Raw genomic sequence first — 25,625 nt, forward strand, 5'->3', positions numbered from 1 at the left:
GCCGCGCCCGCAACGGCCCCGCCCGCCGGGCGACCCGCGGACCGGTCGGCCGACGAGCGGCCGGCACCGAACGCGCCTACTCGGCCTCGGCCGTCCTGGACGCGCTCGCCGTGCATCCGGGGCGGCTGGGACCGCTCGCGGCCGGGGTGCTCGCGGCCGGCCTGACCGCGGGCGAGCCCGGGCCTCGCACGCACGCCGCCGAGGCGTTCGCCGCACTGCTGCCGTCCCGCCGCCGCGGCCCCGCCCTCCTCGCCGGAGCCATGGTGACCCTGGCCCGCCACGCGACCGCAAGCCGCTGGTCGTCATCGCTGCGCGCCGCGGGCGCCCCCGGGGCCGTGGCCGACGTGCTGTCCCGCGCCCTGCCCCGCCTCCCCCGCGACCACCCCGGCCGGCACGCCCTGCTGGCCACGCTGCACGAGGAGTCGGTCCGCGCCCGGCGCCGCCCCGGACCCGGCGCTGCGCCCGTGGCTGGAGGGCTTCACCGGCACGTCGAGCGCGGCGGGAACGGCCCGCGCCCTGCTGGCGGAGCGCGCATGAGCGAGGTCGAGCAGGTGTACCGCTACCGGCGGCCGTCGACTGTGGACGGTGACGGCCTGCGGCTGGCCACGAGCGGCGGCCCGGCCCCGCATCCGTACTTCTACCACGGCTTCGTCGCGCTCGCCGAGCCCGTCGCGGCCGCGCTGCTCGTCGTCGCGCGCATCGCCCGCACCCGGTTCTACACGCCGCCCAGCATGCTCGCCGAGGCGATCCGGGCGGCCGACCCCGTCGTGACCGCGGACGCGGGCGGGCACCTGCGGTTCGGGGCGCTGTCGGCGTGCTGCGGCGTGTACGCCTCCTGCCGCTGGACGCGCTCGTCGACGTCGCCGGCCAGCGCGCGGATGCGCGACGCCCGGGACCTGGTCGTGGAGCTGACCGCCGGGGGCGCCGCGGTCCACAGTGGAGGCACCCGGTACGCCGTCCGGGACACCCGGACGGCGAGCGGTGCACATGCCAGTGGTTCGCCCGGCACGGCCTCGGCCGCGGGCCCTGCAAGCACATCCTGGCCGTGCGCCTCGCGCGTTAGGGCAGCTCGGCCGTCTCGCCGGTGGACTCGTCGGTGACGTGGACGCGGCGGCCGTCCGGCGGGCGGTGGCGTGGGGTCGACAGCACCTTGGCGAAACGCGTCACGCCGTTGTGCCACCAGGATCCTTCGGGCAGGCCGAAGACGTTCGCGTCCAGGTCGGAGTGGACGGTCACGGTGAGGCCGTTGCGGCCGTGGTCCGAGGTCGTCTGGACGGTCGTGGCGCGCGACAGCTCGGTGTACCACATCTTGGCGCGGATGATGTCGGCCACGGGCCGGCGGCCGGCGGCCGGCGGCGCCTCGACGGTCGCGCCGCGCACGGTGGCCGTCAGCGCGCCGCCGCGGTGCAGGGTGACGTCCACGGCCGGGGTGCCGGGCGCGAGGCGCAGCAGGTCGGCGGCCGTCCACGCGGCGATGATGAGCGGCCAGTCGACGGCCGGGAAGGAGCCGAAGTACAGACCGGGGTTCGCCTTGACGGCGCCGGTCGCCGACCGTACCCGAGTGCGAAGGGCCGGTAACCCATTGTCAGCCACGCGGCAGACTTTTGCAGTCGCGCCCTTCGATGTCCAGACCCCCGGGCCCTGCCGCCGAGATTTAACACACCTCTAAGACGCTCAGGACCTCGGCGAGTTCGTGGACGGCCGCGCGACCGGCGCGGTTGGCCCCGACCGTGCTCGCCGACGGGCCGTAGCCGACCAGATGGACCAGCGGCTCGCGCACCGCGCGGGTACCTTCCACGCGGATGCCGCCGCCCGGCTCGCGCAGGTGCAGGGGCGCCAGGTGCGACAGGGCCGCCCGGAAGCCGGTGGCCCAGACGATCGCGTCGAAGGGCTCGAACCGCGAGCCCCACACGGCGCCGCCGGGGACGAGCCGGTCGAACATCGGATGCCGCACGAGGGCGCCGCGGTCCCGGGCCTCCCGGGCCAGGGCGGTCCAGCCGAGGCCGGTCACGCTCACGACGCTGCGCGGCGGCAGGCCGGCCGACACGCGCTCGGCGACCTGCGCCACGACCTCGCGGCCGTGGTCCTCGGTGAACTCGCCGTCGTGGAAGACCGGCTCGCGGCGGGTGGCCCAGAACGCGCCCGGCAGCTCCGCGAGGAGGTGGATCGCGGAGGCGCCGCCGCCGACGACGAGCACGCGCCGGCCGGCGAACTCCTCCGGGCCGCGGTAGGCGGCGTAGTGCAGCTGGCGGCCGGCGAAGTCGGCGATGCCCGGGTAGTACGGAATGTACGGTGCGGTCCAGGTCCCGGTCGCGTTGATGACCGCGCGGGCGGTCCAGGAGCCGGTCGGGGCGTCGACCCGGAAGCCGCCGCCGGCCCGCGCGACCGAGGTCACCGCGACCGGGCGCCGCACCGGCAGGTCGAACGCGGCCTCGTACTCGCGGAAGTACGCCGGCACGACCGTCGCCGCCGAGCCCGCCGGCGGGGGCGTGAACGGCCGCCCGGGCAGGTCGAAGATGCGGTGCAGCGACCCGGCCCCGAGCGACGGCGAGCGGTGCTGCCACGCCCCGCCCGGGCCCGGGTCGGCGTCGAGCACCACGAACGACAGGCCGCGCCGCCGCAACCAGTAGGCGGCCGACAGCCCGGCCTGTCCCGCGCCGATCACCACCACGTCCACGGCGGGTAGAACCCCGCCGCGGACGCGGATCATGCCCGGTGGTGACCGGTCTTACTTGGCCTTGCCCTTCACCAGCGCCCAGGCGGTGGTGTTCAGCGTGTCCTCGGTGCCGACCAGGCCCTCGTCCGGCGTGTACTCGTCGTCGCCGAAGTCGTAGTCGAAGTCGTCCGCGGTGCCGCCGACGTTGTCCGGCCCGACGCCGAACAGGCCCGGGAACGCGCCGCCGGCGTCCATGAGGTTGGGCGTGTCGTTGAGCGGGTCCGTGTGGAAGTTGCCGTAAAGGTGCCCGGCCTCGTGCGAGATGACGTTGCCGAGCGCCCGGCCGATGAACTTGATCTTGTTGCTGGCCGGGCTGATGTACGTGTTCAGCGACGCGCTGCCGGCCGGGTCGGACAGCGTGTCGAGCAGCACGATCGCGCTGTCCTCGGTCGCGTAGTTGCCCGGGTCGATGAACTGCGCGATGCCGATCGTGTCGATGCCCGACTCGGCGACCGTGCCGCCGACGACGATGCGGTGCACGTTGGGCTGGCCGAACGGGTCGGGGTCGTCCCGGCTGTTGAGGATCTTCAGCCCGACGCGCGGGTCGGTGCCGCGGGCCTTGGCGTCGGCCAGGATGTTCTCCCGTACCGCGGCGATGACCCCGTCGATCACCTTGTCCTCGTCGGCGGCGCTGAGCCCCCACCGGCCGAGGAAGCCCTGCAGCGGGCTGAGCTGGCGCACCCCGGGGCCGCCGAAGATGGCGGTGTTGATCCGGGCGCCGTCGAAGTCCAGGTAGAGCGTCTGGGTGACGCCCTGGTCCAGGGCTTCGGGGCCGGGCCGGTAGGCCTCGACGGTGATGTCGTACTGCCCGGCGGTCCCGCCGACCTCGATGGTGTACCGGCCGTCGCGCGGCGCCACGTAGGACACGACCGCGTTGCCACCGCCCGGCAGCGGCGAGGCGGGCGCGTAGATGAAGCTGGCGTCCTGCTCCGAGCCGAAGACGATCTTGCCGCCCGGCTCGCGGACGGTCAGGCGGGTGCCGACGCCGGTGACCGAGCCGCCGAGCACGTCGCCGGCGACCAGGTCCACGGCGTAGAAGTCGAGGTCCGGGTACGCGAGGGAGACGTCGAGGCCGTACGCGCCCTCCCGGCCGGCGCCCAGGCCGCTGCCGGAGTCGAACGGGTCGGCCGGAAACACGGTGCCGAGCCCGTACCCGGCGATCATCAGGAAGTAGTCGCCGGTCGCGGGGATCGTGAAGTTGAGCAGGCTCAGCAGGCCGGGGCCGCCGTCGTCGTCGGCGGCGACGATCTCGCCGGTCGCGTCGTACAGGCCGACGACGGTGTCCGTCGTGCCCGAGGTGCCGGCGCTGAGCTGCTGGCCGGCGCGGCCGTGGACCTTGATGAAGTCGAAGTCGCCGCTGCCGTCGCCGGTGGTGCCGTGCGGGCCGTCACCGATGGTGCCGGTGGTGGTGAACGCGTTGCGGTTGGCGCCGAGGCCGAACTCGTACGCGAGCGTGATCGAGCCGTCGTCCTCCGCGGCCGGGTTGAGCGCCGACGGGCTTACCGCCTCGGGCGAGAGCTGGCCGAGGACGCGGACCCGGTTGTTGAGCTTCTTTCCGGTGCCGAAGCCCTTGATGAGCTCGGCGGTGGCGTGCGAGTCGTTGGCGCCGTAGAAGCCCTTCGGCTCGGCCTCGTCATGGATGATCGGGTTGGCCGCCGCGAGCTTGTTCTGCGCCTGCTTCTGCTGGGCGCGGGACTTCGCCGCGGCCTTGGCCTGCTCCGACCAGTAGTACTTGTCGACCTTGCCCGGGTCTTTCAGCAGGGCGGTGTAGGGGTTCGCGGCCCCGGTCGCCGCCAGCTTGCCGGACGCGGTCTGCTTCGGGACCACCTGGATGCCGGCGGCGAGCTGCCGCTGGATCCCCGCCTCGAGGTCACCGTGCGGCGACGTGGGTGTCGCGGCCGCCGGCGCCTGTGCGACGACCGCCGCGGCCCCGGCGATCAGGCCGGTCACAGCGACCCTCGCGAGCCATTTCCTCACTTGGCCTCCCCATTGAGTCAGGCTGATTCGTGCACGCTACGACCAGCAAGGTCATTGGCACCACCCTTTCTTTGTTACTAATCTCGATCAATACATAATGGGATCTTGCAACCGACAGTCGTCAATGTAATCACGGGCGGTAGGGTGGAGCGGTGTCCGCCGTCATCAGCCCGACCCAGCGGCAGCTGACCGCCGGGGCCGTCGCGGCCCTGCTGCGCGAGCGCTTCGGCCGCATCGCCGTCCACTGTGGACCGCTGTCCGGCGGCACCTTCGCCGCCGTGTGGTCGGCCACCCTCGACGACGGCACCGAGGCCGTGGTGAAGATCGGCCCGCCGCCGGGCGTGCCGCTGCTGCGCTACGAGCGCGGGGTCATCGCCGCCGAGGCGCGCTACTACCGCCTGGCCGGCACCGCGCCCGGGGTGCCGGTGCCGCCGGTGCTCGCCGCCGACGAGGACCTGGTCCTGGTCGGACGGCTGCCCGGACAGCCGCTGACCGGGCTGGCGCAAGAGCCGCAAGCCGATGCATCGGTACGCCGTCAGCTCGGCACGGCACTGCGGCACCTGCACACAGTGACGGGCGACCGGTTCGGCTACGACGGCGCGGGCCGGGCGAGCGGCGCCACCTGGCCCGAGGCGTTCACGGCGATGACCGCCGACCTGCTCGCCGACGGCCGCGACTGGGGCGTGGCGCTGCCGGTGCCCGAGCCCGAGATCATCGCGGCGATCGAGCGGCACGCCGGGGCGCTGGGCGAGGTGCGGGTGCCGAGCCTCGTGCACTTCGACCTGTGGGACGGCAACGTGCTCACCGACGGCGGGCGGCTCACCGGGCTCGTCGACGGCGAGCGGTACTTCTGGGGCGACCCGCTCTACGACTTCGTCTCCCCGGCGATCGGGCGGCGCATCGAGGACGAGCCGTCGCACCCGGTCCTGGAGGGGTACTACGGGCAGGTACCGCACCGGTTAACGGATTCGCAACGGGTGAGGCTCATGCTGTACCGGATCCAGTTCTGTCTTCTGCTGCTGATCGAGATGCCGAGCCGGGCCATGGTGGGCGAGACCGAGCGGGAGCGCCGGGAACGGGTCACCCCCTGGTTGCTGACCGACCTGCGGGAGCTGAGTTGATCAATCACGATGTGGTATAGATAGGTCACCGACGGTAAGGATGTCGATGGGCGTGCTGGGCGGAAGGCGGCTCCTGACCGGCTGCTGCGCGCTCATGGCGGCACTGGCCCTGGTCCTGCTCGTGCGGCCGGCCCTGGCCTCCGTCGTCTGGGCGGCGATCGGCCTCGCCTCGGCCGGCGCGATCGTCGCCGGCGTCGTGCGCGCCCGTCCGCCGCGGTCCGGCCCCTGGTGGGCGCTGGCCGCCGCCCTGATCGCGATGATGGCCGGCGACTTCGTCTACGGCCTGTCCCCCGACAAGCCGCCCGCGCTCGCCGAGGTCTTCTACCTCGCGATGTTCCCGCTGGTCGCGGTCGCCCTGATCGGCCTGACCCGCTCCAGCAGCTTCCTCGACGACCGCTCCCGCCTGCTCGACCTGCTCGCGCTCGGCACCGCCGCGCTGCTGGCGGGCTGGGTGTTCATCGCCTCGCCGCACCTCGCCGGCGGCATGGGCCCGGCCGACTGGTCGACCCAGGCCGCGTTCACGCTCGGTGACGTGATCGTCCTCGTCGTGACGGTCCGGCTCGTCACCGCGGCACCGCGCAGCCCATCGGCGATCCTGCTCGCCGTCGGGGCTGCCGGTATGCTGCTCGGCGATGTGATCTACGGGGCCGGTCAGGCCGACGACGACCCGATCCGCCCCGGCGGGCCGGCCGACTTCGCCTACGTGCTGCTGTACGCCGCGTGGGGCGCCGCCGCGCTCATCCCGTCGATGGTCCGGCTCACCGCCCCGCCGGACGGCCCGATCCGCACCGCCCGCGAGCCCGCCGGCGGCCTCGGCCTGGCCCTGCTGCTGGCCTGCGTCGCGTTCGCCCCGCTCGTGCTCCTGGTGCAGGCCCTGACCGGCGGCGTGCACGACGGGCCGATGATCGCCGTGACCTCCGGCGTCACGCTGGTGCTGCTCGTCGTGCGGCTCAGCGACGCGGTGCACAAGCACGCCAGCGCCCTGCGCCGCGAGCGCGCGCTGCGCGAGACCGGCACCGTGCTCGTCAGCGCCGCCGACGCCGGCCAGGTCGCGGCCGCGGTCAAGGCCGCCGTCGCCACCCTGCTGCCCGGCGAGACACCGCACGCGATCGTCGTCGACTTCAGCCTCACCGACCTGCTGCCGATGGGCGAGCTGTCCGCGCCGCGCATCGAGCCCGTCGCCGACATCCCGCCGCTGTGGGGCGCGAAGCTCTCCGAATGGGACCACGTGCTGGTCTGCCCGCTCGACGCCGGCGTGCTCTACGTGGCCGGGCGCCGCCGCGACCTGGTCACCGCGATCGACGCGGTCTCCGTGGTCGCCGGGCAGGCGGCCCTGGCCCTGGCCCGCATCGGCCTGACCGACGCGGCCAGCCGCCGCGACAGCGACGACTACCTGCGCGCCGTCACCGAGCACGGCGGCGACGTCGTGCTCGTCCTCGACGACGACCAGCGCATCCGGTACACCAGCCCGTCGGTGGCGGAGGTGCTCGGCATCTGGCCCACGCCGTTCGCGACCCTGCGCGAGATCGTCGCCCCCGAGGACCGCGAGCAGGTCGCCCGCACCGTCGAGCGCGCCCGCGACGGGGACCGCGACGGCACCCAGGACCGGTGGAGCCTGCTGCGCCCCGACGGCCGCCGCGTCCTGCTCGAGGTCATCTTCCGCGACCTGCGCGACGACCGCCTGGTCCGCGGCATGGTCGTCACCCTGCGCGACGTCACCGAGGACCGCCGCGCCGAGCACGACGTGCTGCGCCGCGCGTTCACCGACACCCCGGCCGCCCAGAACCGTGACAGTGCCTCCCGCAAGTTCCACTGATCCTCCCGCAAGGTCCACTGAGGTCCGCTGGGAGACCGGGCTGACGCCCGGCGACCACGCGGCCCTGTCGGCCCTGCTGCGCGCCGCGTTCCCCGGCCCGGAGTTCGAGCCCGACCGCTCCTGGCCGGCCTCGTGGGCGCGCAAGGAGGTCCGCGTCTGGCTCGAGGCGTCCGGCGTGCCGGTAGCGCACCTGGGCTTCGAGCGCCGCCTGGCCGGCGCCCCCACCGGCGACCTGCTCCTCGCCGGGGTCGGGGACGTGGCCGTCTCCCCGTCGCACCAGGGCCGCGGCCTGGGCGCCGCGCTGATGCGGGCGCTGGCGGACGTGCTGCCGGACGCGGCCGACTTCGGCTTCCTGCAGTGCCGCGAGGAGGTCGCCGGGTTCTACGCCTCGACCGGCTGGACCCGCGTGGACAACCCGACCCGGTTCGTGGACGTGCGCGACGCCCGCTCGGTCCGCGAGGGCGTCTTCCCCACCTTCGTGCGCCCCGGCCGCCGCCCGCTGTCCGACTGGCCCGCGGGCCTCATCGACCTGCGCGGCCTGCCGTGGTGACGCCCGTGGGCATTGCGCCGCCGGGCCGCGACGAGCCGCTGCGCGGCCGGCCGTGGTGACGCCTCTGATCGCGGCCGCCCAGGCCCTGGGCTTTGCCCAGTCGTGCCGGGACGAGCACGGCGAGCTGCTGCGCGTCCTGGCCCGCGGCGTCGGTGCCGGCGCCATCGGCGAGACGGGCACGGGCTGCGGCGTGGGCCTGGCCTGGCTGGCCGCGGGCGCCGCCCCGGGCGCGCGCCTGGTGAGCATCGAGCGCGACCCGGCCCGGGCCGCCGCGGCGGCCGAGCTGTTCGCCACGGACCCCCGGGTCGAGGTGCGGCTCGGCGACTGGCGCGAGCTGCACGCCCACGGCCCGTTCGACCTGCTGGTGCTGGACGGCGGCGGCCAGGGCAAGGGCGCGGACCCGCCGCTGGACCCGGCGGCGTGGCTGCGCCCGGGCGGCCTCATCGTCATGGACGACTTCACCCCGTGCACGACGTGGCCCCCGACCTACGAGGGCCGCGTGGACGAGGCGCGGCGGTACTGGCTGACCCACCCGGACCTGCTCGCGACCCAGGTGAACGTGGCCCCCGACGCGGCGACCCTGCTCGCGACCTACCTGCCCGGCCTCAGGGCACCACGGTGACCGGCCAGCGGCCCGACTTCACCAGGCGGACCGCGAGCGAGCCGACGAAGCGGTGGCCGAAGCGGCGGCTGGCGCCCACCACGACCGCGTCGGCGCGCAGCTCCATCGCGACGCGCACGAGCTCCTGGTAGGGGTCGCCGCGCACGGCCACGAAGTCGGTCGTCACGCCGGTGTGCAGGGCGCCCTCGTGCACCTGGCGGCGCATGTCCTCGATCGACTCGGAGATCGCCTGCTCGACGGCGCCCGCGGCCTCGGCGACCAGGCGGCTCGCGGCCGGGGCGCCGGTCACGTAGACGACGACCAGGCGGGCCCGCTGGCGCCGGGCGAGCCCGGCGGCGTACGCACCGGCGCGCATGGAGGTGTCCGAGCCGTCGATACCGACGACGATGACCTTCGGGCCGTCGGTACCGAGTTCGAAATGCACGGGAACAGGATGCCGTATCAGTCCGGATTCCGCCGGGAGGGGTGAGGCTCGTCGTCGCTGACGAAGCGGTCGGCGTAGCGGCCCGCGTCGAGGCGGCGCAGGAGCGGGATGTACCGCAGCTCCAGGGTCAGCAGCACCAGGGCCGTGGCCCCGGTCGCCACGACGACCAGGCCCTCCCCGGCGCACGCCCCGATGACCGCGGCGACCAGGATCGTCGCGGCCGTCGTCACGCCGTGCAGGGTGGCGAGCTGGCTCTGGCTGCGGGTGCCCTTCGACGCCGGCGCGATCGGGTCCTGGGTCGTCGCCTGGGGCCGGTTCTGCCGGAACAGCAGCCCCGCCCCGATGAACCCGACGCCGGTGATCGCCCCGGCGAGCGCGGTCGGGGCGTTGAGCTGGGCGAGCAGGCCGATGACGCCGCCGGCGATGCCGACGAGGGCAAAGGTCCGGTCCCCGGCCGTCGACCCGCGCAGCTCCCGCTCGTAGCCGAGCGCGAAGGTCAGCCCGAACGCCACCGCCAGGCGCCCGACGAGTACGAGCTCATGTACCACGCCGGAAGCATAGGGGTCAGGCCGGCTCGGGTGGACGGTAGATGAAGCGGTCGGTCAGCGTGAACCGCAGCGCGAACGCCGCGACCAGGGTGGCCAGGTTCGCCCCGACCTCGTCGAGGTGCAGCGAGCCCACCAGCAGGGTCAGCAGCGGCAGGCGCACGGCCAGGTCGAGGTTGTTCAGCACGGCGAAGCGGGTCAGGCGCGCCCACCAGCGGCGGGCGGTGCGGCGTTTCCGGTATACCAGCGTGTCGAGCAGGACGAAGTTCCACGCGATGGCCACCTCCGTCGCCGCGACCGCGGCCGCGACGTAGTGCACGCCGAGGCGGTCCGACAGCAGCCACATGACCGCCAGGTTCGGCAGGACGCCCGAGGCCCCCGCGGCGCCGAAGCCGGCCAGGCGCAGCAGGCGGTTCACCGGCGCACCTTCCGGACCTCGATCTCGCCGAAACGCTCGACCACGTCGGAGCCGGCGAGGCCTTCGCGGAGGGTCGGCAGGGACGCGAGGGTACTGTCGGCCTGGCCCGCCAGCACCACGTAGTCGATGCTCGCCGCGCCGGCCGGGAGCACCTCGGTCATCACCTCCGGGTCGGTGTCGACCTTCCACAGCCAGACCGGTTTCGTGAACCCGGCGAGCTTGAGGTCGAGCCAGATGTAGTCGTCGGTGACCACCACGGAGTCGCGGGGGACGTGGTCGACGACCCACCGGGTGGCCGCGCGGGAGTCGGCGCTGCCGTCCACGTGCGACTGGGCGACCATCGTCGAGGTCCACGCGGGGAGGACGAGGACCGCCGCCACCAGTCCCGCCGCGATCGCCGGGACGCGGGTGGGAACCGCGGCGAGCAGCCCGGCGATGAGCAGGGCCGCGAACGGGAGCATGGCGATGACGTAGGCGAAAGGCATGTAGCCGCCCCGGCACATCATCACGACCTGGATGAGCAGCGCCAGGGCGATCGGGCGCAGGCGCGGCACGAACCAGGCGGCCGGCACCAGCAGTACACCCGGAACGATCAGCCACGGGTCGAGGTCCACCCAGGAGTGGGCCAGGCCGTAGGTGCCCGACGACGGGTCGAGCAGGCTGCCGCTGCCCGCCCGGCCGAAGACCTGCCACCACAGCGCCCAGCCCAGGCTCACGTGCCCGGCGCCCGGCACAAGCTCGTTCTTGAGCAGGGCGAAGACCGGGTACGCGGCGACGAGCACGGCGAACGTGACGCCGAAGACGCCGAGGTTCCAGGGGCGGGTCCGGCGGTCGGTGTGCCGCACGAGCAGCCAGACCAGCGCCGGGAGCAGGATGACGATGGTCTCCTTGCACAGCGCGGCGCCGGCGAACCACACCGCGCTCCACAGGGCCGCGCCGACGCTGCGCCGCGGGGAGGCGGCCGCGGCCAGGGCGGCGATCATGAACATGGTCGCCAGGTTGTCCAGGAACACCATGCGGTGGAAGTACACGGCGAGCGGGCTCAGCGCGAACAGGGCGACGGCGACCGCCGACCAGCCGCGGCCGAACCGCAGGCGCCGGGCCAGCAACCACAGCAGTGCGCAGCTGACCAGCGCGGCGATGAGCATGACCTCGCGGCCGACCATGACGCCGCTGGGCGCGCGGTCGAAGCCGTCGGTGAGGCCGGCGTACCCGGCGATGATCGCCCAGCCGAGGAACGGGTGGTCGTACCAGTACGTGTAGTGGGCCAGGGCGCCGTGGTCGAGCATCGCCCAGGCCTGGTCGACGTACGTGCCCTCGTCGTCGTTGATCCGGCCCGGCCAGCCGTGCAGGTTCCAGCCGTTGACGAGCCCGGCGACGACGAGCAGCGGGGTGAGGATCCACCAGGAGCGGTACGAACGGACCGGCTTGACCGGCGCGGTATCCGCGGTGGGCGACGGGCGCTCGATGACCAGGGTCATGACGCCAGCACCGGCCGGTGGTGGCCGCCGTGGGCCGTCTTGTGCCAGGTCGTATTCCCGTCGATGTGCTGCCAGACCGCCCAGAACGCGGCCCCCATCAGCACCCACTGGTACACCGGGGCGCCGGCGAGGAGGAAGGCGTAGTGCCGCCACAGCACCTTCTGCCGGTACGAGCGCGCGAACTCCCGCAGCCCCAGGAACTGGGTCGCGAGCGTGATGAGGATCGGCATGAACGGCGCGTACATCAGCATGGCCACGAACACGGGCACCTTGAGCCACACGATCGTCGCCACCGACAGCGGCAGCAGCAGCGCCGAGAACGCCTGCAGGAACGGGGTCGCCAGGATGTACCCGGCGAGCGCCCGCTGGCGCAGCGTCGGCAGCGTCGACCAGCGCCCCTCGAGCAGGATGCTCAGGAAACCCTGGTTCCAGCGCACCCGCTGCCAGAACAGCGAACCGGCCCGCCGGTTGCCGATCGTCTGCGGCACCTCCTCGCGCGTCGCGAGCTCGGGCTCGTAGGCGGCGACGACCCGCGCGCCGTACTTCGTGCACAGCAGCACCCCGAGCGCGCAGTCCTCGGTGAGGTTGTCCGGCCATCCGCCGGCCCGGTCCAGCAGCTCCCGGCGGATGAACACGGTGTTGCCGCCCAGCGGCACGAACCCGGTCCGCACCTGGTAGAACATGCGGCTGGTGAACCAGAAGAAGTACTCCATGACGTTGTGCACCTTGAACCAGTCCCGCGCCCGCGAGCCCAGCGTCATGAGCTGCACCCCGCCCTGCACCACGTCGGCGCCGGTGCGCCCGAGCAGGGTGTCGACCCGCGTGAGCAGCTGCGGGGCCACGTCGTCCTCGGCGTCGACGACGCCCACGACGGTACCGCGGCAGACCGCCAGGGCCGCGTTGAGCTGCCGCGGCTTGTTGGAGCGCTCGTAGGCGCGGATCACCGTGCGGACCCGGCCGTGCGGGTCGTCGTCCGCCTGGACCCGTGCGACCTCGGCGATGGTGGCGTCGTCGCCCTCGCACAGCGACACGAGGATCTCGTAGTCCGGGTGGTCCTGGCGGAGCAGGTGCCGCAGGGTCGCGGCGATGACCAGCTCCTCGTGCAGCGCCGGGACAATGATCGTGAAGCGCTCCTGGGTGGCGAGGCCGTCGCCCGAAGGCCAGCGCATCTGCTCGACGGCCTCGGGCGTGCGCCAGCCGTACAGCCGCCAGCGCACCTCGAGCGCGCCGACGACGGTGTTGTAGACGGCGACGGCGGTCACGAGCAGCGCCAGCACCGCGGCCCCGGACAGCGGGGCGGCGACCAGCCCGACGGTGACCGCGGCGATGAGCGCCAGGAACGTGCCCCACCGCGCGGCCGGGGTCGCGAACCACGTCGCGGCCCGCAGCGCCGGGAGCTGCCGCAGGTACAGCAGGCCCTGTCCGAGGTCGCCCTTGCTCTCCCCGGCCAGCCGCGCCCCGAAGTCCAGCGGCAGCTCGGTGCGCCGCAGCCGCGGGTAGCGGGCCAGGATCTCCAGCAGGATCTTGAAACCGCGGGCCCGGAGCCGGTCCGGGTCGATCTGGTCCAGGCGCACCCCGAAGAACCCGGTCATCGGGTCGGTGACCCCGCGCAGCGCCACCGGGAACGCCACCCGCGCCAGCACCGTGCTGCCGGTGGACACCAGCCGCCGGACCGGGCCGTCGAGGCCGCCGCTGCTGCCACCCTCCCGGTAGCGGCTGGCCATCACGAGGTCGTGGTCGTCGAGCGCGGCCAGCAGCGCCGGCACCAGCTCCGGCGGGTGCTGCAGGTCGGCGTCCATGACCAGCACCTTCGTCGCGCTCGCGCGCCGGTAGCCGTCGGTGACCGCGCCGGCCAGGCCGCCGGCCCGTTGCGCGCCGCGGCGGTGGAAGACGCGCACGCACAGGGACGCCGGCAGTTCGCGGGCCGCCCGTTCAACTGCCGCGACGGTACGGTCATCGTCGCTGTCGTCCACGAAGAGCAGCTCGACGTCGGTGACGACCGCGGCGAGCCGCACGATGAGCGGCCCGACGTTGTCCTCCTCGTGCCGGCAGGGAATGACGATCGTGGCCCTTGGGGTGGTCACGGGGAATCTCCTAACGCTCACAACCGGATGACCGAACAGCGCGCCAGTGCGCCCCCACCGCTCTCGAAGTACTCGACCGTGATCGTGTGGTCGCCCTCGAGCAGGGTGGTGTCGTACGTGAAGGTGGCGGGTGGGTGTTCGGACCAGCCGTCGATGACCACGTCCCCGTCGAGGAGCACGCGGATCCCGTCGTCGCTGGTGGCGGTGATGCGGTAGGTACCGCCGGCCAGGTGGTCGGTCCTGGTCCAGCGGGCGGAGAACCCGTCGGCGGGGATCGCCGGGCCGGGTGAGCCGGCGCCCCAGTCGAAGTCGATGGCGCCGTCGGTGCGCAGCATGGCCGGGGGTCCGCTCAGGTCCCGCCCCGCGTAGTAGGCGCCGGTCCAGCCGGACGGGGCGGCGACGTCGCCGACGCGCCGGTAGCCGAAGTGCAGGCGGGCGCCGGCGGCGTGCTCGTAGTACTCGACCCGGATGTCGTGGGCGCCGCCGAGCAGGGAGATGTCGGCGCTGAAGTCCTCGTTCTGGTCGCGCCACTTGTCGACGATCGGCAGCCCGTCGACCGACACGCGCACCCCGTCGTCGGAGGCGCCGGCGAAGCGGTACAGCCCGGCGGGGAGCACGACCGTGCGGGTGTACTCCGCGCGGAAGTCGTCGGCCCCGATCCCGGGCCCGGGGCCGCCGTCGCCCCACTCGTGGTCCACTGTGGACTCCGACGCGTACAGGTCGCCGCCGTCGCCGGTGTACTTGGCGAGGTACGGCGGGGGCGCCGGGATGTCCCCGGTGCGGGCCCACGCCAGCCGGGCGAGGGCGCCGCCGCCGTTCTCGTAGTACTCCATGACCACCGTGTGGGCGCCGTTGCCCAGCGGGAGGTGCGCCGTGTAGGGCGTCGGCCCCTGGTCGCCCCAGTGGTCGACGGCGAGCTGCCCGTCGACCCACAGCCGCACGCCGTCGTCCGTCGTGGTGGTGAAGTCGTAGTACCCGGCGGCCAGGGTCAGCGACCGGGTCCACCGCGCCACGAAGTGGTCGGCGGGCAGGCTCGGGTCGGGCGACCCCAGCTGCCAGTCGTGGTCCACCGCGGGCTCGTCCCGGGTCAGGGCCGGCGCGGTCGCGGGCACGCTGGGCTGGTCGCCGGCGCCGGGGGTGCTCCAGTACTGCGCGGTGAACACGTCCCGCGGCTGGTCCGGCGTGGTGTCCCAGCTGAGCCGGGCGCTCGCGTCCACGACGTTGTCGTAGAACTCCATCCGCACCGTGTGCTCGCCGGCGCCGAGGTCGGCGACGTGGTCGTACGCGGTCGGGCCCTGGTCGTGCCACTGGTCGATGACCAGGTCGCCGTCGAGGTACAGGCGGGCGCCGTCGTCGGAGGCGACGGTGAAGCGGTAGCGGCCGGCCGCGAAGTACTCGGTCTTGCTCCAGCGGGCCGAGAAGTGGTCGGCGTCGACGCCGGGGCCGGGCGGGCCGGTGGACCACACGAAGTCGACGGTCTTGTCGGCCCGCACGAGCGCGGGCGCGCCGGCCAGGTTCTGGTTGTCGAAGTACTCGCCGGTGAACGGGGCCGACGGCGCGTACGCCGCGGTCCAGGTCGCGTCGGCGGCCGGGGTGGTCACGAAGTGGCGGATCGCGCCGCCGTCGGACCAGCCCGTGAAGTGGTAGACGTTCCCGGCCGCGTCGGTGGCGGTCGGCGGGGCGGCGATCTCGCGCCGGAAGCCGACCACGCCCGGCACCGCGTCCGGGGTGGGGACCGGGACGCCGTCGAGGGTCAGGCCCAGGCCGGGCGGGCTGGTCGCGAACGTCATCGTCGACGTGCGCGGGTGGATGTACACCGACTTCGTGCTCGACAGGCCGTTGCGGTCGGTGACGGTCACCTTGACCTCGAACCAGGTGTCCGCCGACGCCTCGCCCGTGGTCGGGATCGTGAACTGCCCGACCCGCCCGGTCAGTGGCCCGGCGAACGGGTGGACGTGGGTGTTGTGGTGCAGGAACACCTCGGTCTTGATGTCGCCGTCGGAGACGTCGAAGCCGGCGGCGTCGTTGCCGAAGGCGTTGAACGTGATGGTGTCGCCCGAGTTGTACGCGCTGCCGTCGACGGGCGCCGCGATCCGCACGACCGGCGGGGTGCCGACCTGGATCACGATCGGCCGGGACGCGACGGTGCTGACGCCGTCCGAGACCGTCAGCGTCGCCGGATAGACCCCGACGTCCGGGTAGACCTTCGTGGGGTTCGGCGCGGTGCTCGTGCTGCCGTCGCCGAAGTTCCAGGCGTACGTCAGGTCGTCGCCGTCCGGATCGCTCGTGCCGGCCGAGGAGTAGTGCACGGTGAGCGGGGCCGGGCCGCCGGTCGTGTCGGCGGACGCGTGCACCGCGGGCGCGTTGCCGGCCGGGCTGTACGACACACGGTAGAGCTGGCCCGGGAAGTACGTGATGTAGTACAGCGAGCCGTCGGGCGCCACCTTGAGGTCGACCACGCTGCCGGCGTCGAGGTCGAAGTCCTGGACGGCGGTGACCTGGCCCGCCGGGTCCAGCACCGCGCGCTTGATGAAGCCGCGGGAGTAGTCGCCGAAGAACAGGCTGCCCGCGTATTCGGCCGGGAACTGGCGGCCGTGGTACACCGGCCCGGCGGTGACCGCGCCGCTGCCGCCGTCGTGGTTGTACGCGGTGACCGGGTCGGTGTAGCCGGCGCAGTTGCTCGTGCAGCGCCCCTCGTGCACCGGCCAGCCGTAGTTGCCGCCCTTGACGACGAGGTTGAGCTCCTCCCACGTGTAGTCGCCGACGTCGCCGGCGTACAGCCGCCCGGTGGCGTCGTCGAACTGGAAGCGCCACGGGTTGCGGAAGCCGTACGCCCAGATCGCCGCGAGCTTCCCCGGCTGCCCGTAGAACGGGTTGTCCGCCGGGATGGTCCCGTCCGGGTTGATCCGCAGGATCTTGCCGTGCGGGTTGGACAGGTCCTGCGCGTTGGGCGGGTACCCGTTGTCCCCGACCGCGAAGTACAGCTTCCCGTCCGGCCCGAACCGGATGCTCCCGCCGACGTGCAGCAGCTGCGACGGCGACTGGGTCTCGAAGATCGTGTACGGCCCCTCGGTGCCGACGTCCCCCGACGCGTCGAACCGCACCAGGTGGTTCCGCAGGTCGTGGCCGGTGTAGTAGAAGTACACCCAGTGGTTGGCCCCGCCGAACGCCGGATCGAACGCGACCCCGATCAGGCCCCGGTCGCCGGACGCCTCGGACGGCAGGTCGGCGAACGGCGGCTCGAGCAGCCGCCCGTCCTTGAAGATCTTGACCTTGCCGGTCCGCTCCAGGATGAAGATGCGCCCGTCCGGGGCGATCTCGAACCCGGTCGGCCCGTCGAGCCCCGAGCCGGCCAGCAGCTGCGTGGCGAACCCCGGCGGGGTCGCGGCGCGGGCCGCGGGCACGGGCCCGAGCAGCGCGGCGACCAGCGCCAGCAACAGGGTGAACGGCAGCGATCTGCGCACGGCCAGAATGCTCCGGCCCCGGTGTGATCCGCCCGTGGCGGTTCCACGAATACGCCGTCACAGCACTGATTCGGCGCCGTTTCCCGCAATTCAGGTATGCGCATCCGGAAACACGCTTCTGCTCAGATCGTCACCGGCAGCGATTCGAATCCGCGCAGGACCCGGGTCGTCCGTCGATGCGGTTCGCCGTCGATGCGCAGGTCGGGATAGCGCTCGAACAGCATGCGCAGCCCGATCTCGCCCTCCAGCCGGGCCAGCGCGGCGCCGAGGCAGTAATGCGCACCGCCGGAGAACGACAAATGTTCACGAGCATTCGTCCGGGTCACGTCGAAAGTGTCCGGATCGGTGAATATTCGCGGATCGCGATTTCCGCCGGCGAGCATCGCCATCACCACGTGCCCCGGTTCAATGCGTTCCCCGCCGAATTCGGTGGCCTTGCGACAGACCCGCGCCGTCACCTGCACCGGCGAGTCGAAGCGCAGCGTCTCCTCGACCGCGTTGCCCCACCGCCGCGGCTCCTCGCGCAGGATCGCCAGCTGCTCCGGGTGCCGCATGAGCAGCCACGCCCCGGTGCCGAGCAGGTTCACGGTGGTCTCGAACCCGGCCGCGAGCAGCAGCCCCGCGGTCGCCAGCAGCTCGTCCTCGCTCAGGTCGTCCAGCTGGACCAGCTGGCTCAGCAGGTCGTCGCCCGGCTCCCGGCGCAGGCGCGCGAAATGCCCGCGCATCCAGTCGTTGACGCGCCGGATGTTGATTTCGGTCTGGCGGTACAGCGGGAAGGACAGCCCGAGGTCGAGCGTCGGCGCGGCCGCGTTGCCCCACGCGAGGAACTGCCGCCGCATGTCCAGCGGGACGCCGAGGATCTCCGCGATCACGGTGACCGGCAGCAGCGAGGCGTAGTCGGCGACGAGGTCGGCCGGCTTGTCCCGCAGCAGCTCGGCGCACGTCTGCTCGATGCGCGGCCGCAGCCCCTCGATGGCCCGGGCGGTGAACACCTTCGAGACGAGCCGGCGGTACCGCGTGTGGTCCGGCGGGTCCGTGACGAGCATCGACGGCGGGTCGACCGGCCCGATCGGCGAGCTGCGCCGGCTGAACCGGAACATCAGCCCGATCGGCGCCGGCAGCGGCCGGTCCGTGAACCCGACCCCGAACGCGTCGTGGCGCAGCACCGCCCCGGCGAGGTCGTGTCGCGCGGTGGCCCACATCAGCCGGCTGCGCACGAGCGGCGCGGTCTCGCGGATGCCCTTGTAGAAGGGGTAGGGATCGGCGCGGACGGCGGGATCGATGAAGAACCGGGCCTGCTCGTCGCCCTTGCGCGCGGCGGCGTTGATGCCGGCCCGCATGAAGCCGTGCTTGGTGGCCCATCGGACCGCGGTCCCCATCACCATTGCGCACCCCCTGGTACTTGACGGTACCAAGGGGTGCGCCGCTGGTCTACTTGGCCTCGATGCTACTTCGCCTCGATCGCCTCGGGCTTGCCGTTGGAACTGGGCGTGCCGCCGGTCGCGAGGCCGGAGAGGAGCGCCTTGAGGTCGATCCCGGTGAGGTCGGTGCCGAGCTGCAGCCCCTGGGCCACGTTGCTCGCCACGGTCTTCGTCAGCGAGGTGGCGCCCTCGGTCGAGATGACCGTCAGCTGGTCGATCTCCCCGATCGGCGCGCTCGCCGCGCCGACGACCTCCGGCAGCACCCGCACCAGCAGGTCGAGGATCGCGGCCTGGCCGTACTCCTCGAACGCCTCGGCCTTGGCGCGCATCGCCGCCGCCTCGGCCTGCCCGCGGGCCAGCACCGCGTCGGCCTCGGCCACGCCCTCCAGGCGCACCGCCTCCGCGGCCGCCGAGCGCCGGGACCGCTCGCCCTCGCCGACCAGCCGGGCCTGCTCCGCCTGGGCCTGGGCCGCGGCGATGGTGGACTGCCGGGCGGCGTCGGCCCGGGCGATCGCCGCGTTCTTGGCCGCCTCGGCCTCCTGCTCGACCTTGTACCGCTCCGCGTCCGCCGGCTTGCGCACCTCGGTGTCGAGCTGGCGCTGCTTGAGCTCGGCGTTGCGCTCGGCCACCTTCTGCTGCTCGGCGAGGACCGCCTGCTGCATCTCGGCCTGCGCGATCGGCCCGGCGCTCGCCGAGCGGGCGTTTGCCGCGTCGATCTCGGCCTGCACGGTGGCCTTCTTGACCGCCAGGTTCCGCTCGGCCTCGGCGATCGCCTCCTCGGCCCGCATCCGCTCCTGCTCGGCCCCCTGCCGGGCCTGCGCCTCGGCGATCGCGGCCAGCCGGAACACCCGCGCCGCCTCGGGCCGCCCGAGGTCCTGCAGGTAGGTGCCCGCGGTGCGGATGTCCTCGAGCTGGAACACGTCGAGCACCAGGCCCTGGTGCGTGAGCGTCAGCTCCGCCTCCTCGGCCACGTGCGCGGCGAACCCGGCCCGGTCCCGGATGATCTCCTCGATGGTGAGCCGGCCGATGACGCTGCGCAGGGCGCCGGAGAGCACCTGCGCGGTGAAGGTCTCGATGCGATCCTGCTGGTGCAGGAAGCGCTGCGCGGCCGGGCGGATCATCTCGGCGGTGCCGCCGACCTTGACGATCGCCACCGCGTCGGCGTCGCAGCGGATGCCCTGCTTGCTCACCGCCGCGTTCACCTCGACGGGGATCTCGCGGCTGGACAGGTCCAGGCGGTACAGGCGCTGCACGACCGGCAGCACGAACACCGACGCGCCCATCACCACCTTCTGGCCCGACAGATCCGTGGTGACGCTGCCGTCGTTGCCCGTGACGGCGCGGCCCTTGCGGCCGGTGACGATGAACGCCTCGTTGGGCCCGGCGACGCGGACCCGCGACAGGACGGAGACGACGATGAGCACGACGAGGACGGCGAGGCCGCCGACGGCGACTAGCAGGGGTGTCATGACCCTTCCTCAAGGTTGAGAACGGCCTGCAACGGCGTCACGAGCACGCTGGTCGGGGTCGGTACCCCGATCACCAGGACCTGGACGCCGAGCGCGAGCGGACCGTCCGCCCGCGCGTTGAACTTCATCGGCTGCCCCGCGTACGACAGCCGCACCTGACCGAGCCCGCCGACGGGGATCTCGCTGATGACGACCCCGATGGCCCCGACGACCCCGGCGCTCTCGGGCGTGGCGTCGGTGTGCATCCCGGCGACGGCGGCCACGAACCGCCCCGCCGCCCACGCCAGCGGCACGCCGACCACGACTCCGGCCACGGCGCCGACGAGGAGGGCGGTGGGCCCGCTGCGATGGGTGACCTCGATCGCGATCGCCCCGCCGAACCCGAACCCGCCCAGGAAGCCGCTCGTCACGGGCAGCGAGAGCCCCTGTGACCGCCGCCGCCCGGGCAGGCGCAGCCGGTGCGAGAAGCGGCCGAGGTGACCCAGGTGGCCGAGACGGCCGAGATGGCGGAAGCGCAGCGAGGCGAGCAACAGCAGCAGGCTCAGGCCACCCAGGCCCAGAAAGGCGAGCGACACGGCGCTCATGTGCCATCCCCGTTGGTCCCAGTGTCAGGGCGCCGGGACCCGCAACGCTGAAGATACGCCTGCCGCGCAACGCCGTCGTCGACGAATGTAGTGACGGCGATCACTCAGCGTCAGGCCGGCGTCGTCTTGAAGAACGCCCGCACGTCTTCGGCGTACAGCTCCGGCTGCTCGGCCGGCAGGAAGTTGCCGCCCGCCGGAAGCTCGGTCCAGTGGGTCACCGGCGTGTCCCGCTCGGCGAAGCGGCGGACCGTGATGTCGGTGACCCCGAGGGCGACGCCCAGCGGTACCGCGGACTTCTCCTTCGGCGCCCAGGCCGACGGGTCGTGCGCCGACTCCCAGTAGATGTTGGCGGACGAGCCGGCGGTGCCGGTGAACCAGTACAGGCTCACGTTGGTCAGCAGCAGGTCCCGGTCGACCGCGTCCTCCGGCCGCGCCGCGGACGGGTCCGTCCACTCCTGGAACTTCTCGACGATCCAGGCGAGCTGCCCGACCGGCGAGTCGTGCAGCCCGAACGCGAGCGTCTGCGGCCGGGTGGACTGGATGGCGTTGAACCCCATCTTGTCGTCGCGGAACTCCTGCAGCCGCCGCAGCCGGTCCTGCTCGGCCGCGGTGAGCCCGTCGAAGTCGGCGGGGTCGCCGGTCGGCAAGGTGACGTGCCCGTTCACGTGTACCCCGATGACGCGCGCCGGCTCCTGGCGCCCCATCTCCACGGCGATCCAGGCGCCGCCGCCGGTGCCCTGCACGCCGTAGCGCTCGTAGCCCAGCCGGCGCATGACCTCGTTGAGCGCGGCGGCGCTGCGGGCGGTGTTCCAGCCGGCGGACGTCAGCGGCCCCGAGAAGACCATCCCGGGGTTGCTGACGATGACGAGGTGGAAGTGCTCGCGCAGGGCCTCGACCACCGGGAGGTACAGGGCGAACGACCCCGGCCAGTCGTGGCTGATCAGCAGCGGCGTGGCCGCGGGGTCGTCCGAGCGGACGTGGGCGAAGTGCAGGTCCTGCCCGTCGACGGTGGTGAGGAACTGCGGCAGCGCGTTGAGCCGGGCCTCGGCCGCCCGCCAGTCGAAGTCGCGCTCCCAGTACCGCGCCAGGCCCCGCAGGTAGTCGACCGGAACGCCGCGGCTCCAGCCCTGCCCCGGGATCTCGCCGCCCCAGCGGGTCCGGGCCAGGCGCTCCCGCAGGTCCTCGACGTCGGCCTGGGCGATCTCGATGCGGAACGGACGGATCTCGCTCATGACAACTCCCGAGCTGTGACGGAACGGAATGCTTCGTTCCGTCACAGCTTAGCAGACCGGAATGATCCGTTCCACTAGCGCTCGGCGGCGCGCAGGGTGATCTCGGTGATCTCGCTCGGCGCGAACACCCGGAACGGCGGGCCCCAGAAGCCGGTGCCGCGGCTCGTGTACAGCTGCGTCCGCGCGCCGTGCCGGGTCAGGCCCTGCACCACCGGCTGGTCGATGCGCACCAGGTAGTGGAACGGCCAGATCTGCCCGCCGTGGGTGTGCCCGGAGATCTGCAGGTCGATGTCGTACTCCACGGCCGCGTCGATCTGCTTCGGCTGGTGGGCGAGCAGCAGCACCGGCAGCTCGCGGTCGGCCCCCTCCAGCGCCAGCGCGTGGTCGGCCCTGTGCCCCTCCAGCCCGGTGCCGGCCGCGGTGCGGTCGTCGACGCCGGCCACCACGAGCCGGTCGCCGCCCCGCTCGACGACGATGTGCCGGTTGTGCAGCGGCTCCCACCCGAGCTGCTGCATGTGGTCGAGCCAGCCCTGGGCCTCGCCGAAGTACTCGTGGTTGCCGGTCACGTACACCCGCGCCAGCCCGGCCCGGACGTCGCCCAGCGGGGCCGCCTGCCCGGTGCGCTGCCCGACGGTGCCGTCGGCGATGTCGCCGGTGTGCGCCACGATGTCGGCCCCGAGCGAGTTGACCACCTCGGTGACGCCCTTCGACCAGGCGATGCGGTCGATCGGCCCGTAGTGGGTGTCGGTGAGCTGCACGATCTTCAGCCCGTCAAGGCCGGCCCCGAGCCGCGGGATGCGCACCTCGACGCGCCGGACGCGCGGCACGCGCATGGCCTCGCGGTACCCCCACAGGCCGAGCCCCAGCGCGACGACCGCGGTGAACCCGGCCGCCACCCGCGAGCGCACGGGGTCGTCGACGCCCCCGGCCAGCAGCGCGAGCCGCAGCAGGTCCCCGGCGATCGCCCAGACGAACAGGATCCACACGGCCCCGAGGATCGTGTCGCCGGTGCGCGCCGCCCAGTCGACCCGGCGCCCGTGCCCGAGGAACATCGAGACGGGGAACACGACGAGCGCGACGGCGAACACGACGGTCCCGGCCACCCGCACCCCGACCGGCCAGTCGTTGCCGGCCATGACGAGCGACCACCACGGCACCCCGAAGAGCAGCCCGAGCACGACGGCGAGCGTCGCCGTGAACGCCAGGGGCCGCAGGAGCGAACGCCGCCGCACGGCCGCGGGGCCGGGAACCGCCTCAGTAGTCGCCATCGGACCATCATGACACGCAGTGCCATCCAGATCCTGAGAGCAGGCTGTGACGGCGGTTGCAGCTTCTTGGGACGATGTCGCCGTGAAGACGATGCTCGCGTGCGTGCTCGGCGGGATTGCCCTCGGCGTGGTGTCGCTGCTGCTCGGCGGCGTTCTGGGCGGCGACTCCGGGCGGCTGGTGAACTCCGGGGCGGTGTGGGCCGTCGGGGCGTTCGCGGCCGGGGCCGTGGCGCGCCGGGGCCCGTGGCGGGTCGCGCTCGCGGGCGTCGTCGTGCTGGTCGGGGCCGTGGCCGGGTACTACGGCGGGCTCGTGGTGTTCGAGCACCGGCACGTCGGCGCCGATGTGCTCGCCGGGCCGGTCGGCTGGTCGGTGGTGGGGCTCGCGGCCGGGCCCGTGTTCGCGACCGCCGGGGCCTGGTGGCGCGACGAGCGGCGGGGGCACCGGGTCGTCGGGGTGTGCGCGCTGGGCGCGGTGTTCCTGGCCGAGGCGGCGTACCTGGCGGTGAAGGGGCGCCCGGCCGGCGAGGCCTGGATCGTGGCGGCGATCGGGCTCGCGGTGCCGCTGGTGCTCAGCCGGGGCGGGCGGGAGCGGCTCATGGCGATGGTGGCGCTCGTGCCGGCCACGGCGCTCGGGGTCGTGGGGTACCTGACGCTCGCCTCCGTGCTCGACGTGGCCTTCACACGGTGAGGCGGCGCCCGGTCAGGAACCGGACGCCGCCCGTGAAGGCGAACCGTCACTCCTCGATGCGGGTGCCCCCGACCGAGACGGCGGTCAGTGGCGTGGCCACGTGCTCGAGGGACCTGCCCTCCGCGTCCACGCCCAGGACCACTTCGACCACGCCGCCGATGATCATGACGGCGGCGCCGATGAGGTACCCGATGAACAGCTTGCCCGGGTCGGTGCCCTCGCCGATCAGCCAGCCGTAGAAGATCGGGCCGATGGCGCCGAAGCACTGGGCGATGGCGAAGAACACGGCGATGGCCTGGGCCCGGATCTCCAGCGGGAAGATCTCGGAGACGGTGAGGTACGCCGAGCTCGCCCCCGCCGAGGCGAAGAAGAAGATGATGCACCAGGCGATGGTCTGCGTGAAGGCGTTGAGGATGCCGGCGTCGAACATCCAGGCCGAGATGGCCAGCAGGACGCCGGAGAGGATGTAGGTACCGGAGATCATCTTGCGCCGGCCGACGGTGTCGAAGAGGTGCCCGAGCAGCAGCGGGCCGGCCAGGTTGCCGATCGCGAAGGCAATGAGATAGATCGGCGTCTTCTCGGCGTCGACGTGGTAGAACTTCGACAGCACCAGGGTGTAGGTGAAGAAGATCGCGTTGTACAGGAACGACTGCGTGATCATGAGCGTGGCCGACAGCGTGGAGCGGGCCGGCAGCTTGGTGAAGAGCACCTTGACCAGCGCGAGATAGCCGTGGCCGGAGGCCGGCTTGACCTCGAGGGCGTGGTTCTCGTCGACCGGGGCCAGGGTCTGACCGGAGCGCTCGACGTCGCCCTCGATCTGGGCGATGGCCTCCTCGGCCTCCCGTTCGCGGCCGTGCATGACGAGCCAGCGCGGGCTCTCCGGCAGGTGCCGCCGCAGGTTCCAGATCGCCAGGCCGATGATCGGGCCGATGAGGAAGCCCAGCCGCCACGCGATGTTGAGCGAGATGTGGTTGAGCAGCACGTACGTGCCGAGGGTGCCGATGATGGCGCCGCCCCAGTAGGTGCCGTTCACGCCGATGTCGACACGGCCGCGGTACCTGGCCGGCATCATCTCGTCGATGGCGGAGTTGATCGCGGCGTACTCGCCGCCGATGCCGGCGCCGGCGATGAACCTCGTCAGGTACAGGAAGATGAGGCCGCTGAGGCCGTTGCCCCACGTCAGCGCGGTGAGCGCGTTACCGGCCAGGTAGACGCCCAGCGTGACGATGAAGAGGTTCTTGCGCCCGAGGGCGTCGGAGAGGCGGCCGAAGAACAGCGCGCCGAAGACCTCGCCGAGCAGGTACACGGTGGCGATCGCGCCGACCTGCGTGCTGGAGAGCCCGAGGGTCTCCTCCTTGTTCAGCACGGCCCCGACGGCGCTGGCGATGGTGATCTCGAGACCGTCCAGCACCCAGGCGGTACCGAGCGCGATCACCATGCGGGTATGGAACGGCGCCCAAGTCAGGCGGTCGATCCGGGCGGGGATCAGACTTCGGATGACACCACCGGTCGGGGCGGATGCGGATTGCGTGTCAGCCAACGTGCACCTCCCAGGCGCCTGCGAGCACGACGACGTGCCCTTCTGTGACAGCACGTGCCCGCCGCGTGAGACATCAAAACCCGCCACTTGACGGAACGGGTCGATTGGATGAGGCTCTGTTACGGAGAGAGCGCTCTCTCATCACCCGCCAGCGACCACCGCCCGCCCGCGCCGGTCCACCGCCTGAACCGGCGCACCAGATAAG

21 protein-coding genes are annotated in these 25,625 nt (G+C 73.0%); 6 read left to right on the forward strand and 15 right to left on the reverse strand.

Features of this window, described 5'->3' with window-relative positions:
* The first annotated feature begins 814 nt into the window (after positions 1 to 814).
* A complete protein-coding gene (locus tag AB0B76_RS11705; RefSeq protein ID WP_360373646.1) occupies positions 815 to 1,063 on the forward strand; it encodes an SWIM zinc finger family protein in 249 nt (82 codons plus the stop codon).
* Here AB0B76_RS11705 and AB0B76_RS11710 read toward each other — a convergent pair.
* The 3 genes from AB0B76_RS11710 to AB0B76_RS11720 all read right to left on the reverse strand — a co-directional run bounded on the left by AB0B76_RS11710 (position 1,060) and on the right by AB0B76_RS11720 (position 4,693).
* Entirely contained in the window at positions 1,060 to 1,593 is a 534-nt protein-coding gene (locus AB0B76_RS11710; protein ID WP_360373365.1) for a hypothetical protein, read from the reverse strand. The genes AB0B76_RS11705 and AB0B76_RS11710 overlap by 4 nt on opposite strands.
* Positions 1,594 to 1,654: 61 nt before the next feature.
* Positions 1,655 to 2,677, reverse strand: a complete 1,023-nt coding sequence (locus AB0B76_RS11715; RefSeq protein ID WP_360373368.1) for an FAD-dependent oxidoreductase — start codon at positions 2,675 to 2,677, stop codon at positions 1,655 to 1,657.
* Positions 2,678 to 2,728: 51 nt separating this feature from the next.
* Positions 2,729 to 4,693: a hypothetical protein gene (locus tag AB0B76_RS11720; protein WP_360373371.1), complete on the reverse strand. Its 1,965-nt coding sequence runs from the start codon at positions 4,691 to 4,693 to the stop codon at positions 2,729 to 2,731.
* A 152-nt stretch (positions 4,694 to 4,845) separates the two neighbouring features.
* Here AB0B76_RS11720 and AB0B76_RS11725 point away from each other — a divergent pair, with 152 nt between their 5' ends.
* The 4 genes from AB0B76_RS11725 to AB0B76_RS11740 are packed head-to-tail and all read left to right on the forward strand — an operon-like array spanning position 4,846 to position 8,802.
* Positions 4,846 to 5,814, forward strand: coding sequence for an aminoglycoside phosphotransferase family protein (locus AB0B76_RS11725; RefSeq protein WP_360373374.1), 969 nt, complete (start codon positions 4,846 to 4,848; stop codon positions 5,812 to 5,814).
* Between the two features lie 46 nt (positions 5,815 to 5,860).
* The gene (locus AB0B76_RS11730; protein ID WP_360373376.1) at positions 5,861 to 7,630 is read left to right on the forward strand and encodes a PAS domain S-box protein; all 1,770 of its coding nucleotides are present in this window, start codon (positions 5,861 to 5,863) and stop codon (positions 7,628 to 7,630) included.
* On the forward strand, positions 7,608 to 8,180 hold the full coding sequence (locus AB0B76_RS11735) for a GNAT family N-acetyltransferase (RefSeq protein ID WP_360373379.1): 573 nt from the start codon (positions 7,608 to 7,610) through the stop codon (positions 8,178 to 8,180). Before AB0B76_RS11730 ends, AB0B76_RS11735 begins: the two co-directional genes overlap by 23 nt.
* Before the next feature lie 52 nt (positions 8,181 to 8,232).
* On the forward strand, positions 8,233 to 8,802 hold the full coding sequence (locus AB0B76_RS11740) for a class I SAM-dependent methyltransferase (protein WP_360373382.1): 570 nt from the start codon (positions 8,233 to 8,235) through the stop codon (positions 8,800 to 8,802).
* Here AB0B76_RS11740 and AB0B76_RS11745 read toward each other — a convergent pair.
* The 11 genes from AB0B76_RS11745 to AB0B76_RS11795 form a co-directional block, all read right to left on the reverse strand.
* Positions 8,786 to 9,226 carry a universal stress protein gene (locus AB0B76_RS11745; RefSeq protein ID WP_360373385.1) on the reverse strand — a complete coding sequence of 147 codons (441 nt, stop codon included), beginning with the start codon at positions 9,224 to 9,226 and terminating at the stop codon, positions 8,786 to 8,788. The genes AB0B76_RS11740 and AB0B76_RS11745 overlap by 17 nt on opposite strands.
* Before the next feature lie 17 nt (positions 9,227 to 9,243).
* Complete coding sequence (locus AB0B76_RS11750; protein ID WP_360373388.1) at positions 9,244 to 9,774, reverse strand: MgtC/SapB family protein; 531 nt, start codon at positions 9,772 to 9,774, stop codon at positions 9,244 to 9,246.
* A 16-nt stretch (positions 9,775 to 9,790) separates the two neighbouring features.
* On the reverse strand, positions 9,791 to 10,189 hold the full coding sequence (locus AB0B76_RS11755; protein WP_360373391.1) for a GtrA family protein: 399 nt from the start codon (positions 10,187 to 10,189) through the stop codon (positions 9,791 to 9,793).
* Complete coding sequence (locus tag AB0B76_RS11760; RefSeq protein ID WP_360373394.1) at positions 10,186 to 11,670, reverse strand: glycosyltransferase family 39 protein; 1,485 nt, start codon at positions 11,668 to 11,670, stop codon at positions 10,186 to 10,188. The genes AB0B76_RS11755 and AB0B76_RS11760 overlap by 4 nt, the downstream gene beginning before the upstream one ends.
* Positions 11,667 to 13,754, reverse strand: a complete 2,088-nt coding sequence (locus AB0B76_RS11765; protein ID WP_360373397.1) for a glycosyltransferase — start codon at positions 13,752 to 13,754, stop codon at positions 11,667 to 11,669. Before AB0B76_RS11765 ends, AB0B76_RS11760 begins: the two co-directional genes overlap by 4 nt.
* A gap of 17 nt (positions 13,755 to 13,771) precedes the next feature.
* The gene (locus tag AB0B76_RS11770) at positions 13,772 to 17,218 is read right to left on the reverse strand and encodes a PA14 domain-containing protein (protein WP_360373400.1); all 3,447 of its coding nucleotides are present in this window, start codon (positions 17,216 to 17,218) and stop codon (positions 13,772 to 13,774) included.
* A 122-nt stretch (positions 17,219 to 17,340) separates the two neighbouring features.
* Positions 17,341 to 18,603 (reverse strand): cytochrome P450, encoded by a 1,263-nt coding sequence (locus AB0B76_RS11775; RefSeq protein ID WP_360373403.1) that lies wholly within the window; start codon positions 18,601 to 18,603, stop codon positions 17,341 to 17,343.
* 62 nt (positions 18,604 to 18,665) lie between these two features.
* Positions 18,666 to 20,108 (reverse strand): SPFH domain-containing protein, encoded by a 1,443-nt coding sequence (locus tag AB0B76_RS11780; protein WP_360373406.1) that lies wholly within the window; start codon positions 20,106 to 20,108, stop codon positions 18,666 to 18,668.
* Positions 20,105 to 20,692: a hypothetical protein gene (locus AB0B76_RS11785; RefSeq protein WP_360373409.1), complete on the reverse strand. Its 588-nt coding sequence runs from the start codon at positions 20,690 to 20,692 to the stop codon at positions 20,105 to 20,107. Before AB0B76_RS11785 ends, AB0B76_RS11780 begins: the two co-directional genes overlap by 4 nt.
* 110 nt (positions 20,693 to 20,802) lie before the next feature.
* Complete coding sequence (locus AB0B76_RS11790) at positions 20,803 to 21,924, reverse strand: epoxide hydrolase family protein (RefSeq protein ID WP_360373412.1); 1,122 nt, start codon at positions 21,922 to 21,924, stop codon at positions 20,803 to 20,805.
* Between the two features lie 74 nt (positions 21,925 to 21,998).
* Positions 21,999 to 23,192, reverse strand: coding sequence for a metallophosphoesterase (locus AB0B76_RS11795; RefSeq protein ID WP_360373415.1), 1,194 nt, complete (start codon positions 23,190 to 23,192; stop codon positions 21,999 to 22,001).
* Positions 23,193 to 23,283: 91 nt separating this feature from the next.
* Between AB0B76_RS11795 and AB0B76_RS11800 the strand changes: the two genes are divergently transcribed.
* A complete protein-coding gene (locus tag AB0B76_RS11800) occupies positions 23,284 to 23,880 on the forward strand; it encodes a DUF6518 family protein (protein WP_360373649.1) in 597 nt (198 codons plus the stop codon).
* Positions 23,881 to 23,926: 46 nt separating this feature from the next.
* Here the strand turns inward: AB0B76_RS11800 and AB0B76_RS11805 are convergent, their stop codons facing one another.
* Positions 23,927 to 25,318 carry an MFS transporter gene (locus AB0B76_RS11805; protein ID WP_360373418.1) on the reverse strand — a complete coding sequence of 464 codons (1,392 nt, stop codon included), beginning with the start codon at positions 25,316 to 25,318 and terminating at the stop codon, positions 23,927 to 23,929.
* Between the last annotated feature and the right edge of the window lie 307 nt (positions 25,319 to 25,625).

The organism is Dactylosporangium sp. NPDC049140, from assembly GCF_040648435.1.